The sequence below is a fragment of the Streptomyces sp. NPDC111520 genome, assembly GCF_055635295.1.
The window spans coordinates 90200-106123 of record NZ_JBVKBW010000010.1 but is presented as its reverse complement, the minus strand read 5'-3'; the positions used below and the strand labels follow the sequence as shown (position 1 = coordinate 106123).

Below are 15924 nucleotides of genomic sequence, written 5' to 3'. Positions count from 1 at the left end.
ACTCACAGCACTTTGGGTCATCGAGCATCGTTACCATTCCAGGACGCACATCCGAAGACGACGAGGGACGGCCAGCGCGTGGGCGAGGCGGCACAGCACCCCGGAGGAACTCCGGCCCGTTCGAGGCTGCGCCGGGCCACGGCACTGCTCGTGGGCGCCACCCTCTTCGCCGGCCTGGTCCAGGCCCGTACGGCCCCCGCGGCGTACGCCGAGACCCCCGACGGCCGCACCGTGGACGTGTCGCTGACCTCGCTGTCCCCCTCCGCCCCTGTGAAGGGCGACACCCTCACGGTGACCGGCACCGTGACCAACAAGAGCAAGCACGCCGTGAGCGGCGCCCACGTCGGCGTGGAGATCGCCCCCCAGGGCCCGCTGGACAGCCGCAGCGCCATCAACGGCGTGTCCACGAGCGCGCCGCACACCCTCGCCGACGGCGCGGAGATCTCCGGGCAGACCGTGCCCGTCGACGACCTGCCCGCCGGCATCAGCCGCACCTTCACGCTGAAGGTGCCGGTCAAGGACCTCGACCTGGGCCGTGACGGCGTCTACCAGCTCGGGATCTCGCTGACCGGGCAGACCAGGAACCGCGGCTACGACGAGTACCTCGGCATCGAGCGGACCTTCCTCCCCTGGTACCCGGACGGGGACGCCAAGCCCACCCGCTACACCTTCCTGTGGCCGCTGATCGACCGCCCGCACCTCGCCGTGCGCAGCGAGAGCGACGACCAGCAGAGCCCGATCTTCCTCGACGACGACCTCGCCGGGGACCTGGCGCCCGGGGGACGGCTGCAGCAGCTGGTGACCCTCGGCCGGGACCTCCCCGTCACCTGGGTCATCGACCCGGACCTGCTCGCCACCGTGGACGCCATGACCCGCCGGTACCAGGTCGCCGGACCCGACCGTGATCTCGATCACACCACGTCCGGCACCGGCACCGAGAACGCGAAGCGCTGGCTGAACAGCCTCAAGGAGGCCGTCGCCGGGGACGAGGTCGTCGCGCTCCCCTTCGCCGACCCCGACATCGCCTCCATCGCGCACCACGGGAAGAGCGTCCCCGGCACCCTGAACCACCTCAAGACCGCCACCGACCTCGCGACGACCACCGTCGAGACCGTCCTCAACGGCATGGTCACCCCCGACACGGACGTCTCCTGGCCCGTGGAGGGCGCGGTCGACCCCTCCATCGTCGACGTGGCCACCTCGGCCGGCGCGGACAAGGTGATCGTCCGCAGCGACAGCCTCGGCGAGCCCGGCAGCCTCAACTACACCCCCACCTCGGCGCGGCCCATCGGCGGGGGCACCACCGCGGTCGTCGCCGATTCCGGGCTCTCCAAGGCCTTCCAGGGCGACATGACGACGGCCGGGTCCTCGACCCTCGCCGTCCAGAAGTACCTGGCGCAGACCCTGATGATCACGATGCAGGCGCCCGACCGGCAGCGCAGCGTCGTCGTCGCCCCGCAGCGCATGGCCAAGGCCTCCCAGGCCCAGGCCATGGCCCAGGCGATCACGGAGGTCGCGGGCAGCGGCTGGGCCGAGACCGCGGACTTCTCCGCGGCGGCGAAGGCCACCCCCGACCCCCGGGCGAACCGCTCGGTGCCCGGCGCCGGCGCCTACCCCAAGCGCCTGCGCAAGCAGGAGATGAGCACCGCGTCCTTCCGCCAGGTCCAGGCGACCCAGGAAGAGCTCGACGACTTCATGGCCCTGCTGAGCAAGCCCGACCGGGTGCGGACCCCCTTCGGCAACGCGCTGATGCGCTCGATGTCCACCGAGTGGCGCGGCTCCCCCCGGAGCTCGGCAGCCTTCCGCACGGCCATCTCCGACTACCTGTCCGACCTGATGAGCCTGGTCTACCTGCTCCCCAAGACGGGCACACTCACGCTGTCCGGCCGCAGCGGCACCATCCCGGTCACCGTGAAGAACGAGCTCGGCCAGACCGTGCAGGGCCTGGAGCTGCGCCTGTCCTCCAGCCAGGGCAACAGCCTCGACCCGGGCGCCCCGCAGCCCGTGACCGTCGAGGGCGGCCACACCCGCTCCCTGAAGTTCGAGGGCACCGCGGCCCGCAACGGCCTCAACACGATCACGGCCCAGCTCTACACGCCGGACGGCGCCACGTTCGGCGCTCCCATCACCTTCCAGGTGGATGTCACCTCCATCACGTCCACCGTCATGCTGGTGATCGCCGCCGGTCTCCTGCTGCTCGTGCTGGCGGGCGTCCGGATGTACCACCAGCGCAAGCGCCGCGCGGCCACCGGCGACGAGGACGAGGACGGCGACCCGTCCGAGGACGACGCGGAGCCCGCCGGCGACGACGGGACGGGGCAGGACGGGGACGACGCCGGAACGGGCACCATGGGTGGCCGGGACGACGACCGTGAGGAGCAGCCGGGTGACCTGGCCCCGGACACCTCCCCGGAAAGTACGGACCCGTCCGGGACGGGTGAGAAGGTGGACCGATAGCCAGCGAGCCATGGCCGATGAGGTGGGGCAGAGATGAACGCACCGTACGACGGTGAGCGCGAACGGGAAGCCGGGGAGCGGTTCCCCGAGCAGCCCGGGCAGCACCCTGCCGCGCCCGACCCGTACCTGCAGGACACCTACGCCCGCGATCCCTACCGCCGGCAGGATCCGACCGTGCAGGACCCGGTGGGCGAGGCCCTCTACGACCGCACCGCGCACCCGCCGGCCCAGCCGCATGCCTACGGCCCGCCGTACGCCCACCAGGAGCCGTACCGCATGCCGTACGCCGACGACGCCGACACCCGGTACGTCGGCGTCGACGAGCTGGTCTCCCACGCGCCGGACGAGGACGGTGCGCCCGCGCGCCCGGACGAGTACGCCCACCTCTTCCGCGACGAGCCGGTCCAGGAGGCCCCCGCGGAGCCCGAGCCCGCCGCGGCGCCCGTGTCCGGGAAGTCCGGGGGACGGGCCGGCAGCATCCTCAAGTCCAGCGCCCTCATGGCGGCCGGCACCCTGGTCTCCCGGGTCACCGGGTTCCTGCGCACCCTGGTCATGGCCGCCGCGATCGGCGTCGGCACGCTGAACGACGGCTACCAGGTCGCCAACACCCTGCCCACGATGATCTACATCCTGGTCGGCGGCGGCGCGATCAACGCCGTGTTCGTCCCGCAGCTCGTCCGCGCCATGAAGAACGACGAGGACGGCGGCGAGGCCTACGCCAACCGCCTGCTGACCCTCGTCGCCGTCGGCCTGGCGGCCGTCACGGCCCTCTGTGTGTTCGGCGCGCCGCTGCTCATCAGGGCGATGTCCCACGACATCGCCTCCGACCCGGTCAGGTTCGAGGTCGCGGTCACCTTCGCCCGCTACTGCATCCCGACGATGTTCTTCATGGGTCTGCACGTGGTGCTCGGGCAGGTGCTGAACGCCCGCGGCCGGTTCGGCGCGATGATGTGGACCCCGGTCCTCAACAACGTCGTCATCATCGCCACCTTCGGTGCCTTCATCTGGGCCTTCGGCTCCTTCACCAGCACCGGCGTCACCTCGCAGACCATCACCCCGGAAGGCGCCCGGCTGCTCGGCCTCGGCACCCTGCTGGGCCTGGCCGTGCAAGCCCTGGCGATGATCCCCTACCTGCGCGAGGCCGGGTTCCGGATCAGGCCGCGGTTCGACTGGCGCGGCCACGGCCTCGGCCACGCGGCGAAGCTCGCGAAGTGGACCTTCTTCTTCGTGCTCGCCAACCAGATCGGCCTGATCGTCCTCACCCAGTTCGCCACGGCGGCGGGTGCGGCGGCCGAGAAGGCGGGCCACGAGGGCACCGGCATCACCGCGTTCAACTACGCGCTGCTCCTGTGGCAGATGCCGCAGGCCATCATCACCGTCTCCGTCATGACGGCCGTGCTCCCGCGGATCTCCCGCGCCGCCGCCGACGGGGACGCCGCCGCGGTCCGTGACGACCTCTCCTACGGCCTGCGGACCTCGGGCGTGGCCATCGTGCCCGCCGCCTTCGCCTTCCTCGCCCTCGGGCTCCCCATCGCGACCCTGCTCTACAGCAGCTCCGGCGACGGCGCGGTGAACATCGGCTTCGTCCTGATGGCCTTCGGACTGGGCCTGATCCCCTTCTCCGTGCAGTACATCGTCCTGCGCGGCTTCTACGCCTACGAGGACACCCGCACCCCCTTCTACAACACGGTCATCGTCGCCGCGTGCAACGCCGTCGCCGCCGCCGTCTGCTACTTCGTCCTGCCCGCCCGCTGGGCCGTGGTGGGCATGGCCGCCGGCTACGGCCTGGCCTACGCGATCGGCGTCGGAGTGGCGGTCAAGCGGCTGCGCAGGCGCCTCGGCGGCGACATCGACGGCAAGCGCGTGGTGCGCACCTACGCGCGGCTCATCGGTGCGTGCATCCCCGCCGCCGCGGGCGGCGGCGCCGTCGTCTACGGTGTCTCGCACTCGCTGGGTCACGGCGCTGCCGCATCGTTGCTGTCGCTGCTGCTCGGCGCCGTCGTGCTGGGCGGGATCTTCTTCGTCGCCGCCAAGCGCATGCGCGTCGAGGAGATGACGGCCATGGTCGGCATGGTCAGGGGCCGGCTGGGCCGCTGATGCGCCCACCGCGCAACCTTCGTGGGCCGTCGTGTGTCGTGCATAGCGGTGGACTGTTGGCACAATTGTCCTCGGCTGTGTAGTCAGATCTTGCAACGGATGGGGAGGCAGGAACGACGGTGGCGGAACGGAGCACGGCTGCCGTCGGAGTGGCCAACGAGAGCGGCGACGAGCAGCTCGCCGCCCATGCGGACAGTGCCACGGCCGACGAGGCGACGGACCGGAGCGAAGAGCAGGACGCGCCACAGCAGACCATCCCCGAGGAGACAGCACCGACCAATTCCGAGCCGCCCGAGCTCCACAGCGGCCACAAGCTCGCCGCGCGCTACCGCCTGGAGGACTGCCTCACCCGTGCCGACGGCTTCAGCAGCTGGAAGGCCGTCGACGAGAAGCTGCGCCGGGCCGTGGGCATCCACATCCTGCCCGCCGAACACAACCGGGCCCGTTCCGTACTGGCGGCGGCCCGCTCCGCGGCCCTCCTCGGGGACCCCCGTTTCGTGCAGGTCCTCGACGCCGTCGAGGAGGACGACCTCGTCTACGTGATCCACGAGTGGCTCCCGGACGCCCGGGAACTCACCACCCTGATCACCGCCGACCCGCTGGAGCCGCACGAGGCCTACCAGATGGTCAACCAGATCTCCCAGGCCATGGCCGCCGCGCACCGCGAGGGCCTGGCGCACCTGCGGCTCGGCCCCGACGCCGTCCTTCGCACCGAGGCGGGGCAGTACCGCATCCGCGGTCTTGCGGTCGCCGCCGCGCTGCGCGGCATCTCCTCCGAGCGTCCGCAGCGTGAGGACACCGAGGCCATCGGAGCCCTCCTGTACGCCTCGCTCACCCAGCGCTGGCCGTACCCGGAGGACGACCACGGGCTCACCGGCCTCCCCAAGGACGTCGGCCTCGTCGCGCCCGACCAGGTGCGGGCGGGCGTCCACCGCGGGCTGTCGGAGCTCGCCATGCGCGCCCTGGTCAACGACGGGGCGACGGCTTCCCGTGAGCCGGAGCCCTGCACCACGCCCGAGGAGCTGTCCAAGGCGGTCACCGCGATCCCCAAGATCCGGCCGCCCGAGCAGCCGGCGATGACGCCCTACTCGCGCACCACCTACCAGCAGGGCTCCTACCGCCAGACCCCGGCGGGCCCCGCGTCCCCCGGCGCCACGAGCGCCCTCTCCGCCACGCCGCCGCCGGCCCTGCCCGGCCGCACCGGCAAGGCCCTCAAGTGGTCCGTCTCGGCCCTCCTCATCGTCGCCCTCGGCCTCGGCAGCTGGCAGCTCGCGGAGACGCTGATGGACCGCGAGAACCAGGCGAAGTCCGGCGGCACCTCCACTTCCCACACCACGGGGAACGACGGGGGCAGCGACAACGGCGGCGCGAACCAGGTGACGCTGCAGCCGCTGCCCGTGAAGGGGGCGGCCGAGTACGCACCCTTCGGCGGCGCTCAGCACCCGAACGACGTCGACGCCACCTACGACAGCAAGACGTCCACCTACTGGCGCACGAACAGCTTCGCCGACGGTCCCGAGTTCGCCCCCTCCGTCAAGAAGGGCGTCGGCATCGCCTACGACCTCGGAGCGACGAAGAAGCTCGGCCAGGCCTCGATAGACCTCTACTACGGCGGCGACCACACGACGGTCACGCTCTACGCGGCCGACTCGCTGAACACCACGGCCGAGCCGGGCCGACTGAGGAAACTGGCCACCGTCACCACCAGCGACAAGACGGCGAAGCTCACCCTGAAGGCACCCGTGGAGACGCGGTACGTCGTGGTCTGGCTGACCGCCCTTCCCTATTCACAGGCCGACGGGTACTCCCAGGCCGGCTACAAGCAGGCCATCACCAATGTGAGGTTCGAGGGGCAGTAGCCCCGCGGGAGGGGGATGGTGGCCACGCAGGGTACGGGCGGGGAGGTCAGCGACAGCGACCTCCTCGCCCGCCATGTCGCGGGGGACCCGAACGCCTTCGGGGAACTCGTCCGCCGGCACCGGGACCGGCTCTGGGCGGTGGCGCTGCGGACCCTGGGGGACCGCGAGGAGGCCGCCGACGCCGTGCAGGACGCACTCGTCTCGGCCTTCCGCGCCGCCCACACCTTCCGGGGGCAGTCGGCCGTCACGACCTGGCTGCACCGCATCACCGTGAACGCGTGCCTGGACCGGGCGCGCAAGGCGGCCTCGCGCCGCACCGCCGCGGTGACGGACGAGAAGCAGTTCGAGGAGCTGCTCGAACCGCACGAGTCCGCCGCGGCCCCCGCCGAGCGGGGCGAGCTGCACCGGGAACTGCTGCGGGCGCTCGCGACGCTCCCCGTGGAGCAGCGGGCAGCCCTGGTCCTCGTCGACATGCAGGGTTACCCCGTGGCGGAGGCCGCCGCCGTCCTCGACGTGCCGGCGGGGACGGTCAAGAGCAGATGCGCCCGGGGCCGGGCGCGGCTGCTGCCTCTCCTCTCCCATCTGCGGGACACGCCGGGGAGTAGCGGCGATCAGGCAGGGGCAAGGAACCGGACGGAGAACGCATCCGTCCCAGAGACGGAGGCCCGGCCGGGCCACGGCTTCACACAGGGCGGAGGTGGACACCCATGACGTCGACGACGGGTACGGACGAGCACCCCGAGGTCGCCGAGATCTCGGCACTCACCGAGGGCATCCTCCCGCCGACGCGCTCGGCCGACGTCCGCGGGCACATCGACGGCTGCACGCTCTGTGCCGACGTTCGTGCCTCCCTGGACGAGATCCGCGGACTCCTGGGCACGCTCCCGGGACCGCTCCGGATGCCCGCCGACATCGCCGGCCGGATCGACGCCGCGCTCGCCGCCGAGGCGCTGCTCGCCTCCAGCACCGCCGATGTTTCACGTGAAACAGGGACCGCGGAGCCGCCTCGTGTTTCACGTGAAACATCGGCACCCGTCGGTGGACGGCCCTCCGGTCGCGGCTCCGGCCTCAGCGGCCCCGGCCGCGCCGGCGCCGGATCCGGTCGGCGCCGGGTGAAGGGCGTCCTCGTCGCCGCCTCCGTCGCCGCCGTGGTCGGCCTCGGAAGCTTCCTCGCGCAGTCCACCTGGAGCACCGGGGGGAGCGCCGGCCTCGAGTCGTCGACGGCCTCCGACGCCGGCGCCAAGGCTGACGCCGACACGCTCGGCGCGCAGGTACACGATCTGCTGACAAGCGGCGCGGGCGGGAAGCCCGAGAGCAAGCCCGCCGGGCAGTCCCCGATGGTCGGCATGGACAGTGCCGCCCCGTCCTGCGTCCTGGGGGCCGTCGACCGCACGGAGACCCCGATCGCCCTCCAGCGGGGCAGGTACGAGGGCATGGACTCCTATCTGGTCGTGCTCCCGCACGAGGGTGACCCCTCGCTGGTCGACGCCTACGTCGTGGACGCCTCGTGCACCACAGCGCAGCCCCCCGCCACGGGCACCCTCCTCCGCGAGGAGACATACCCTCGCTAGCCACGCCGACGGGAATGCCCGGACCGTAGGATCCGTTAGGCGGGATGACAACGGTCCCGCCGCCGAGGCACCCGGCGAATCGGCACAGCAGAGACGAGGAAGAACCCGTGAGCGACGTCCGAAACGTGATCATCATCGGTTCCGGGCCGGCGGGATACACAGCCGCGCTCTACACCGCCCGCGCCTCCCTCAAGCCCCTGGTCTTCGAAGGTGCGGTCACGGCCGGCGGCGCCCTCATGACCACGACCGACGTCGAGAACTTCCCCGGCTTCCGCGACGGCATCATGGGCCCCGACCTCATGGACAACATGCGGGCCCAGGCCGAGCGCTTCGGTGCCGAGCTGATCCCGGACGACATCGTCGAGGTCGACCTCGAGGGTGACATCAAGACCGTCACCGACTCCGCGGGCACCGTCCACCGGGCGAGGGCCGTCATCATCGCCACCGGTTCCCAGCACCGCAAGCTCGGCCTCCCCAACGAGGACCAGCTCTCCGGGCGCGGTGTCTCCTGGTGCGCCACCTGTGACGGCTTCTTCTTCAAAGACCACGAGATCGCCGTCATCGGCGGCGGTGACACCGCCCTGGAGGAGGCGACCTTCCTCTCGCGCTTCGCCAAGAGCGTGAAGGTGGTCCACCGGCGGGACACGCTCCGCGCCTCCAAGGCGATGCAGGAGCGCGCCTTCGCCGACCCGAAGATCTCGTTCGTCTGGGACAACGAGGTCGCCGAGATCAACGGCGAGGGCAAGCTCTCCGGCCTGGTCCTGCGGAACACCAAGTCCGGCGAGACCTCCGAACTGCCGGTCACCGGCCTGTTCATCGCGATCGGCCACGACCCCCGCACCGAGCTGTTCAAGGGGATCCTCGACCTGGACGAGGAGGGCTACCTCAAGGTCGAGTCGCCCACCACCCGTACGAAGATCCCCGGTGTCTTCGCCGCGGGTGACGTCGTGGACCACACCTACCGCCAGGCGATCACCGCCGCGGGCACCGGATGTTCCGCCGCCCTGGACGCCGAGCGCTACCTCGCCGCCCTGAGCGACGCCGGCAACGAGCAGACCCGCGAGCCCGAGCAGACCGCCGCCGCGGTCGTCTGACCGCGCAGCACAACCAAGTACCCGTCCTACACACCGAGGAGACAGCCGTGGCCGGCAACACCAAGACCGTGACCGATGCGACCTTCGACGAGGAGGTCCTGTCCAGCGACAAGCCCGTGCTCGTCGACTTCTGGGCCGAGTGGTGCGGTCCGTGCCGCCAGATCGCCCCGTCGCTCGAGGCGATCGCCGCGGAGCACGGCGACCAGATCACCATCGTCAAGCTGAACATCGACGAGAACCCGGTCACCGCCGCCAAGTACGGCGTCATGTCGATCCCGACCCTCAACGTCTACAAGGGCGGCGAGGTCGTGAAGACCATCGTCGGCGCCAAGCCGAAGGCCGCCATCGAGCGCGACCTGGCGGACTTCATCGGCTGAGCACCGCAGACGGACGCGAAAGGGCCCGCCCCCGTGAGGGGCGGGCCCTTCGTCCGTTCACAGGGGCCGCAGCGCCGGTTCCTTCTGCACGGCGCCGAGCAGCCGGTCGATCGCCATCTCGACGTCCTCCTTCCAGGAGATCGTCGTGCGCAGCTCCAGCCTCAGCCGGGGGAACCGCGGGTGCGGCCGCACCGTCTTGAAGCCGACGGCCAGCAGGTGCTCGGCGGGCAGGACGCACGCGGGCTCCTCCCAGCGCGCGTCACCGAAGGCCTCGATCGCCCGGAAGCCCCGCCGCACCAGGTCCTTGGCCATCGTCTGCACCAGCACCCGGCCCAGTCCCTGTCCCTGGAAGCCCGGGAGGATCCGGGCGGTCATCAGCTGGACGGCGTCGGGGGAGACGGGACTCGTGGGGAAGGCCGTCGAGCGCGGCACGTAGGCGGGCGGGGCGTAGAGCAGGAAGCCGGCGGGCACCTCGTCCACGTAGACGACCCGGCCGCAGGACCCCCACTCCAGCAGCACCGCCGAGATCCAGGCCTCCTTCTCCAGCTCCGGCTTGCCGGCCTGGACGGCGGCCTCCCCGCTCACCGGATCGAGCTCCCAGAAGACGCACGCGCGGCAGCGGTTGGGGAGATCCGGGAGGTTGTCCAGCGTGAGCGGAACGATCCGACGCCCCATGAGGTCTGACCCTCGTTTCTGTCGTGGACCCAACTGCCGACGAAGCCACCCACGGCGCCCAGCCCGAGCCCCGCTGCGAGGAGGGCGGCCCTCTGCCAATCGTGCTCCACTCCGACGCGCCGCACCGATCGCATGAGCCCCTCCCCGGAGGTAGTGCTCCATCCCGTACGCATCGTATCCGTGAGCGGACAAGTCCGACACCGGAGCAACGCTAACGGCCCAGCAAAAAGCGGGCCACATCCCTCTCGGGACGTGACCCGCCCGGTAGTTGCGATCCGTCACGCGGCGGTGAGGACGCCGGGGCTCACTCCTCCTCGTCGGACTCCTCGGTGAGCGACCGCTCGAGGACGTCTCCCTCGCCCGGTGCCATCGAGCCGAGGATGCGCTCCAGGTCCTCTATCGAGGCGAACTCCACGACGATCTTCCCGCGCTTCTGCCCGAGGTCCACCTTCACACGGGTCTCGAAGCGGTCCGAGAGCCGCAGCGCGAGGTCGGTCAGCGCGGGGGACATCCGCTTGCCGGCCCGGGGCGCCGGTGCCTTCCGCGCCGGCTGGGACTCGGAGTTCATCACATGCACGATCTCCTCGACCGCGCGCACCGAGAGCCCCTCGGCCACGATCCGGCTGGCGAGCCGATCCTGGTCCTCCACGTCCTCCAGGGCGAGCAGGGAGCGGGCGTGCCCCGCGGAGAGCACACCGGCCGCCACACGCCGCTGTACGGGGGCGGAGAGCTTCAGCAGGCGCAGGGTGTTGGAGACCTGGGAGCGGGAGCGGCCGATACGGTCGGCGAGCTGCTCGTGGGTGCAGGCGAAGTCCTTGAGGAGCTGGTCGTAGGCGGCCGCCTCTTCCAGCGGGTTCAGCTGGGCACGGTGCAGGTTCTCCAGCAGCGCGTCCAGGAGGAGCTTCTCGTCGTCCGTGGCGCGCACGATCGCCGGGATGGCCTCCAGGCCCGCCTCCCGGCTGGCCCGCCAGCGCCGCTCGCCCATGATGAGCTCGTAGCGCTCCGGTCCGACCTGACGGACGACGACCGGCTGCAGGAGGCCGACCTCCTTGATGGAGGTGACCAGCTCGGCCAGCGCGTCCTCGTCGAAGACCTCACGCGGCTGACGGGGGTTGGGGATGATCGCGTCCAGCGGCAGCTCCGCGAAGTACGCCCCCGCCACCAGGGACGGCTCCTGAACCACGATGGCTTCAGGTGTTTCACGTGAAACGGGGATGGATGCGGTCCCCTCACGTCCCTGCTGTTCCGCCAGGGCCGTCACCTTGGCGACGGCGACACCTCGCTCCGGCGCCAGGACAGGCGCGGCGGGCGTCGCCGTCGCCACCGCGGTCGCGGCTGCCGCGTCCGCACCGTTCGGTGCGGCGGGAATCAGCGCGCCGAGACCACGGCCGAGTCCTCTGCGTCGCTCACTCACTGGATCCCCTTCGACGTGTTCTGCTCTGTGTCTTGGCTGCGCCCAAGGCCGCGCAGGGCCATCTCGCGTGCCGCCTCGAGGTACGACAGCGCGCCGCTCGAACCGGGATCGTAGGTCAGCACCGTCTGACCGTAGCTGGGCGCTTCCGAGATGCGGACCGAGCGCGGGATGCTCGTGCTGAGCACCTCCTTGCCGAAGTGGGTGCGCACCTCCTCGGCGACCTGCGAGGCGAGCCGGGTCCGGCCGTCGTACATGGTCAGCAGGATGGTGGAGACATGGAGCTTGGGGTTGAGGTGGCCCCGCACCAGCTCCACGTTGCGGAGGAGTTGCCCCAGGCCCTCCAGGGCGTAGTACTCGCACTGGATCGGGATGAGGACCTCGGCGCCGGCCACCAGGGCGTTGACGGTCAGCAGACCGAGCGAGGGCGGGCAGTCGATGAGGATGTAGTCCAGTGGCTGCTCGTAGGACTCGATGGCCCGCTGCAGCCGGCTCTCGCGGGCCACCAGCGAGACCAGCTCGATCTCGGCGCCGGCCAGGTCGATGGTGGCGGGGGCACAGAAGAGGCCCTCCACGTCCGGCACCGGCTGGACGACGTCGGAGAGCGGCTTGCTCTCCACCAGCACGTCGTAGATGGAGGGGACTTCGGCGTGGTGGTCAATCCCGAGGGCGGTGGAGGCGTTGCCCTGGGGGTCGAGGTCGACGACCAGCACCCGGGCCCCGTGGAGGGCCAGGGAGGCGGCCATGTTGACCGTGGTGGTGGTCTTGCCGACCCCGCCCTTCTGGTTGGCGACCACCATCACTCGGGTCTGTGGTGGGCGTGGGAGTCCTTCACCGGCCCGCCCCAGTGCCTCCACGGCCAGTTGGGCGGCACGGCCGATGGGGGTGTCGTCCATCGGGGGCGGTGTTTCACGTGAAACATCATCCCCGAACGGCTCGGTGCGGGGACCGGGGACCGGATCGGCCATCGGTCCCGCGATGTTGGCGTCGGACCGCAAGGATTCACTCTCCTCGACTACAAGCTCGCAATGAACAGAGCCTGCCATGCTTTCGGGGTCGCGAACCAGTGAGGGCGGTTCTCCTGTGGATGAATCCACCGGTTGAGTCACCGAATGGGTCATCTCGGAGGGCCGATGCGAGAGCATCTCGGCCGCGGCACGAGCGCGGCCGAGGATTCCTGGGAGCAGAGAGCGCCGTTTCACGTGAAACACGATGCGCAGCGCCGCGACCGTTTCCTACCCGACACTCCGGATTATGTACGTATGGCCGTTTGTATGGAGCACACGGCCGCGATCAGTGCCGTTGCCGACGGCTCGCCCGGGCCGCCTTGGCCCTGCGGGTCGCTCCCCGCACACCGCCGGGGCTCTCGCCCGCCAGCACCCGCACCACGGTCGAGAGTTGATCCACGATCCCCTCGCCGACCTGGACCACGGAGGTCTCCACGGCCCCGAGGCGGCTCAGGGCGGCGCGTGCGGCCTTCAGCTCCTCCTCGGCGGTGTCGCCCTTGAGGACGGTCATCTCCCCGTGCGGACGGAGCAACGGCAGCCCCCAGCCGGCGAGACGCTCGAGCGGCGCCACGGCGCGGGCGGTCACCACGTCCACCGGCGGCACCTTGCCGACCATCTCCTCGGCCCGGCCACGCACCACCACGACGTTGGACAGTCCCAGCAGCCGCACGGCCTCCTCCAGGAAGGTGGTCCTGCGCAGCAGCGGTTCCAGCAGGGTGATGCTGAGGTCCGGCCGGGTCAGTGCCAGCGGGATGCCCGGGAGCCCCGCGCCCGAGCCCACGTCGCACACCGAGACGCCCTGGGGGATCACCTCGGCGAGCACGGCGCAGTTCAGCAGGTGGCGCTCCCAGAGCCGGGGCACCTCGCGCGGGCCGATCAGCCCGCGGCGCACTCCCGCGTCGGCCAGCAGTTCCGCGTACCGCACCGCGTCCGCGAAGCGCTCACCGAACACCTCACGTGCCGCTTCCGGCGCCGGGGGAAGCTCCGCCGCTGCCTCCGTCACGAGAACCGTCCTTCCGTTGTTGCAAGCTTTCACCAGGCTGACAAGGTTCGGCCCCGCCTGCGAACAGACGGGGCCGAGTGAGTACCGCTGAGAGCTGAGACCGGTGGAGGTCAGGAGGCCGGGAGGACGACCACCCGGCGCTCGGGCTCCTCGCCCTCGGACTCGCTGCGTAGCCCCGCGGCGGCCACCGCGTCGTGCACGACCTTGCGCTCGAAGGGCGTCATCGGCTTCAGCTTCACCGGCTGGCCGGAGCCCTTGACCTCCTCGGCCGCCTTCTCGCCCAGCTCCGTCAGCTCGGCCCGCTTGCGGGCCCGGAAGCCGGCGATGTCGAGCATCAGCCGGCTGCGGTCGCCGGTCTCCCGGTGGACCGCGAGCCGGGTCAGCTCCTGGAGCGCCTCCAGCACCTCGCCGTCCCGGCCGACGAGCTTGTTGAGGTCACGGCTCGACGATTCGCCGACGATGGAGACCGAGGCCCGGTCCCCCTCGACGTCCATGTCGATGTCACCGTCGAGGTCGGCGATGTCCAGCAGCCCCTCGAGGTAGTCGGCCGCGATCTCGCCCTCCTGCTCGAGGCGGGTGAGCGCGTCGGTGGTGTTGCCGTCCGTCACGGCGGGACTCCTCTGCTACTTCTTCTTCGACAGGTTCGGCTTGTCCGCGCCGCTGCTCGGCTTCGGCTTGGTGCCCGCGGCCGCCCCGCCGCCCGGCTTGGGCTTGGTGCCGCCGGCACCGGCCGGCTGCGCGGTGCCGCCCGTCTGGCGCTGCGACTTGCTCTGGCGCTTGGGCTGGGTGCGCTTCACCGGCGCCGCGTCCTGCGGCTCCTTGGCGGCGGCGGGCTCGTCCTTCAGCTTGCCCTTGGCCTTCAGGCGCTCCTGGCGCTGCTGGAAGGCGAGGCTGCCGGGAGTCGGGTTCCGGCGGATGACGAACATCTGCTGCCCCATGGTCCACACGTTGGTGGTCAGCCAGTAGACGAGGACACCGACGGGGAAGTTGATGCCGAAGACGGCGAACATGATCGGGAAGACGTACATCAGCATCTTCTGCTGCTGCATGAACGGCGTCTTCACCGTCATGTCGACGTTCTTCGTCATCAGCTGGCGCTGCGTGTAGAACTGCGAGGCCGACATCAGGACGATCATGATGACCGTGACCACGCGGACGTCGGTGACCGAGGCGCCGAGCTGCGTGAGCTTGTCGGCGCCGTCGGTGAACTTCGCGGCGAGCGGAGCACCGAAGATGTGGGCCTTCTGGGCGCTGTTGACGAGGTCCTGGCCCATCACGCCGACCTGCTTGCCCTGCGCGATGTAGCTGAGCACGTGGTACAGCGAGAAGAAGAAGGGGGACTGCGCCAGGATCGGAAGGCACGAGGAGAGCGGGTTGGTGCCCGTCTCCTTGTACAGCTTCATCATCTCTTCGGACTGGCGCTGCCGGTCGTTCTTGTAGCGCTCCTGGATCGCCTTCATCTTGGGCTGGAGCGCCTGCATGTTCCGGGTCGACTTGATCTGCTTCACGAAGAGCGGGATCAGGCAGATCCGGATCAGGACCACCAGGGAGACGATCGACAGGCCCCAGGCCAGGCCGCCGTCCTTGTCAAAGACAAGGCTGTACAGCGAGTGGAACTGGACGATGATCCACGAAACGGCAGCGTAGAGGGGGTTCAAGATCCCCACGGTCAGGCTCCTTGGGCATGAGGCGACTCGACGGGCTCGGGAGTAACGGACCCACCCGGTGCGTCACCCCGGAGGGCGTCGCGCAGGCGAGCGTGCCACGGTGGGCGCTTGCGCGGCGGGACATGGTCCACGCCGCCCAGCGACCACGGGTTGCAACGCAGGATCCGCCACGCGGTCAGGGCAGTGCCCTTGATCGCGCCGTGCCGATCGATCGCCGTATACCCGTAGTGCGAACACGAGGGGTAGTACTTGCAGACCGGACCGAGCAACGGGCTGATGGTCCACTGGTAAATCTTGATCAAGGCCAGCAACGGGTACTTCATAGCGCCACCCCCAGGAGCCTCCCGAGGGCGGCATCCAGGTCTCGGGCCAGCTGTGAATGGTCTGCGTCACCCGCACCGGGCAGCGCTCGTACGACTACCAGGCTACCGGGGGGCAGCACGGACAGACGTTCGCGGACAAGGTGACGAAGCCGACGCTTGACCAGGTTCCGGGTCACCGCGTTACCGACGGCCTTGCTCACGACGAAACCCGCACGCGCCGGGGAGGCACTCCCCCCCGCTGCGTGCGGGTCCCTTGTGTCACTGTCGGTGCGCAGGTGGACGACCAGAAGTGGTCGTCCGGCCCGGCGTCCTCGACGTACCGCGGTCGCGAAGTCCTGCCGCCGCCTCAGCCGATTCTCGGTGGGCAGCACGACTCACACCTC

The 15924-nt window shown here is 70.6% G+C and carries 15 protein-coding genes; 7 read left to right on the top strand and 8 right to left on the bottom strand.

Going from position 1 to position 15924, the window contains the following annotated elements:
• The first annotated feature begins 78 nt into the window (after window positions 1–78).
• From ACZ7MY_RS24200 to trxA, 7 genes are all read left to right on the top strand, one after another.
• On the top strand, window positions 79–2457 hold the full coding sequence (locus ACZ7MY_RS24200) for a DUF6049 family protein (RefSeq protein ID WP_499604643.1): 2379 nt from the start codon (window positions 79–81) through the stop codon (window positions 2455–2457).
• A gap of 33 nt (window positions 2458–2490) precedes the next feature.
• Window positions 2491–4554: a murein biosynthesis integral membrane protein MurJ gene (murJ, locus tag ACZ7MY_RS24195; RefSeq protein WP_499604641.1), complete on the top strand. Its 2064-nt coding sequence runs from the start codon at window positions 2491–2493 to the stop codon at window positions 4552–4554.
• Window positions 4555–4673: 119 nt separating this feature from the next.
• Window positions 4674–6413, top strand: coding sequence for a protein kinase family protein (locus ACZ7MY_RS24190; RefSeq protein ID WP_499604640.1), 1740 nt, complete (start codon window positions 4674–4676; stop codon window positions 6411–6413).
• Window positions 6414–6428: 15 nt separating this feature from the next.
• Window positions 6429–7124: an RNA polymerase sigma factor SigM gene (sigM, locus tag ACZ7MY_RS24185; protein ID WP_499604639.1), complete on the top strand. Its 696-nt coding sequence runs from the start codon at window positions 6429–6431 to the stop codon at window positions 7122–7124.
• A complete protein-coding gene (locus tag ACZ7MY_RS24180) occupies window positions 7121–7984 on the top strand; it encodes an RsmA family anti-sigma factor (RefSeq protein ID WP_499604637.1) in 864 nt (287 codons plus the stop codon). The genes sigM and ACZ7MY_RS24180 overlap by 4 nt, the downstream gene beginning before the upstream one ends.
• A gap of 107 nt (window positions 7985–8091) precedes the next feature.
• Window positions 8092–9078 (top strand): thioredoxin-disulfide reductase, encoded by a 987-nt coding sequence (trxB, locus tag ACZ7MY_RS24175; RefSeq protein ID WP_499604635.1) that lies wholly within the window; start codon window positions 8092–8094, stop codon window positions 9076–9078.
• Between the two features lie 47 nt (window positions 9079–9125).
• Entirely contained in the window at window positions 9126–9455 is a 330-nt protein-coding gene (gene trxA / locus ACZ7MY_RS24170; protein ID WP_089225436.1) for a thioredoxin, read from the top strand.
• A 57-nt stretch (window positions 9456–9512) separates the two neighbouring features.
• Here the strand turns inward: trxA and ACZ7MY_RS24165 are convergent, their stop codons facing one another.
• The 8 genes from ACZ7MY_RS24165 to rnpA form a co-directional block, all read right to left on the bottom strand.
• Window positions 9513–10130: a GNAT family N-acetyltransferase gene (locus tag ACZ7MY_RS24165; RefSeq protein ID WP_499604632.1), complete on the bottom strand. Its 618-nt coding sequence runs from the start codon at window positions 10128–10130 to the stop codon at window positions 9513–9515.
• A 304-nt stretch (window positions 10131–10434) separates the two neighbouring features.
• Window positions 10435–11544: a ParB/RepB/Spo0J family partition protein gene (locus tag ACZ7MY_RS24160; RefSeq protein ID WP_499604630.1), complete on the bottom strand. Its 1110-nt coding sequence runs from the start codon at window positions 11542–11544 to the stop codon at window positions 10435–10437.
• Entirely contained in the window at window positions 11541–12587 is a 1047-nt protein-coding gene (locus ACZ7MY_RS24155) for a ParA family protein (protein WP_499604628.1), read from the bottom strand. The genes ACZ7MY_RS24160 and ACZ7MY_RS24155 overlap by 4 nt, the downstream gene beginning before the upstream one ends.
• 247 nt (window positions 12588–12834) lie before the next feature.
• On the bottom strand, window positions 12835–13551 hold the full coding sequence (rsmG, locus tag ACZ7MY_RS24150) for a 16S rRNA (guanine(527)-N(7))-methyltransferase RsmG (RefSeq protein ID WP_499604627.1): 717 nt from the start codon (window positions 13549–13551) through the stop codon (window positions 12835–12837).
• A gap of 110 nt (window positions 13552–13661) precedes the next feature.
• Window positions 13662–14159 carry a Jag family protein gene (locus ACZ7MY_RS24145; protein ID WP_499604625.1) on the bottom strand — a complete coding sequence of 166 codons (498 nt, stop codon included), beginning with the start codon at window positions 14157–14159 and terminating at the stop codon, window positions 13662–13664.
• Between the two features lie 15 nt (window positions 14160–14174).
• Entirely contained in the window at window positions 14175–15218 is a 1044-nt protein-coding gene (yidC, locus tag ACZ7MY_RS24140; protein WP_499604623.1) for a membrane protein insertase YidC, read from the bottom strand.
• A gap of 2 nt (window positions 15219–15220) precedes the next feature.
• Complete coding sequence (yidD, locus tag ACZ7MY_RS24135; RefSeq protein ID WP_499604621.1) at window positions 15221–15541, bottom strand: membrane protein insertion efficiency factor YidD; 321 nt, start codon at window positions 15539–15541, stop codon at window positions 15221–15223.
• A complete protein-coding gene (gene rnpA, locus ACZ7MY_RS24130; protein ID WP_499604619.1) occupies window positions 15538–15912 on the bottom strand; it encodes a ribonuclease P protein component in 375 nt (124 codons plus the stop codon). The genes yidD and rnpA overlap by 4 nt, the downstream gene beginning before the upstream one ends.
• Window positions 15913–15924: the final 12 nt, after the last annotated feature.

Excerpts from the sequence above, each read along its gene's own strand:
- murJ (WP_499604641.1), top strand. The coding sequence starts at position 2,491 with ATGAACGCACCGTACGACGGTGAGCGCGAACGGGAAGCCGGGGAGCGG.
- sigM (WP_499604639.1), top strand. The coding sequence starts at position 6,429 with ATGGTGGCCACGCAGGGTACGGGCGGGGAGGTCAGCGACAGCGACCTC.
- ACZ7MY_RS24180 (WP_499604637.1), top strand. The coding sequence starts at position 7,121 with ATGACGTCGACGACGGGTACGGACGAGCACCCCGAGGTCGCCGAGATC.
- ACZ7MY_RS24165 (WP_499604632.1), bottom strand. The coding sequence starts at position 10,130 with ATGGGGCGTCGGATCGTTCCGCTCACGCTGGACAACCTCCCGGATCTC.
- ACZ7MY_RS24155 (WP_499604628.1), bottom strand. The coding sequence starts at position 12,587 with ATGGCAGGCTCTGTTCATTGCGAGCTTGTAGTCGAGGAGAGTGAATCC.
- yidD (WP_499604621.1), bottom strand. The coding sequence starts at position 15,541 with ATGAAGTACCCGTTGCTGGCCTTGATCAAGATTTACCAGTGGACCATC.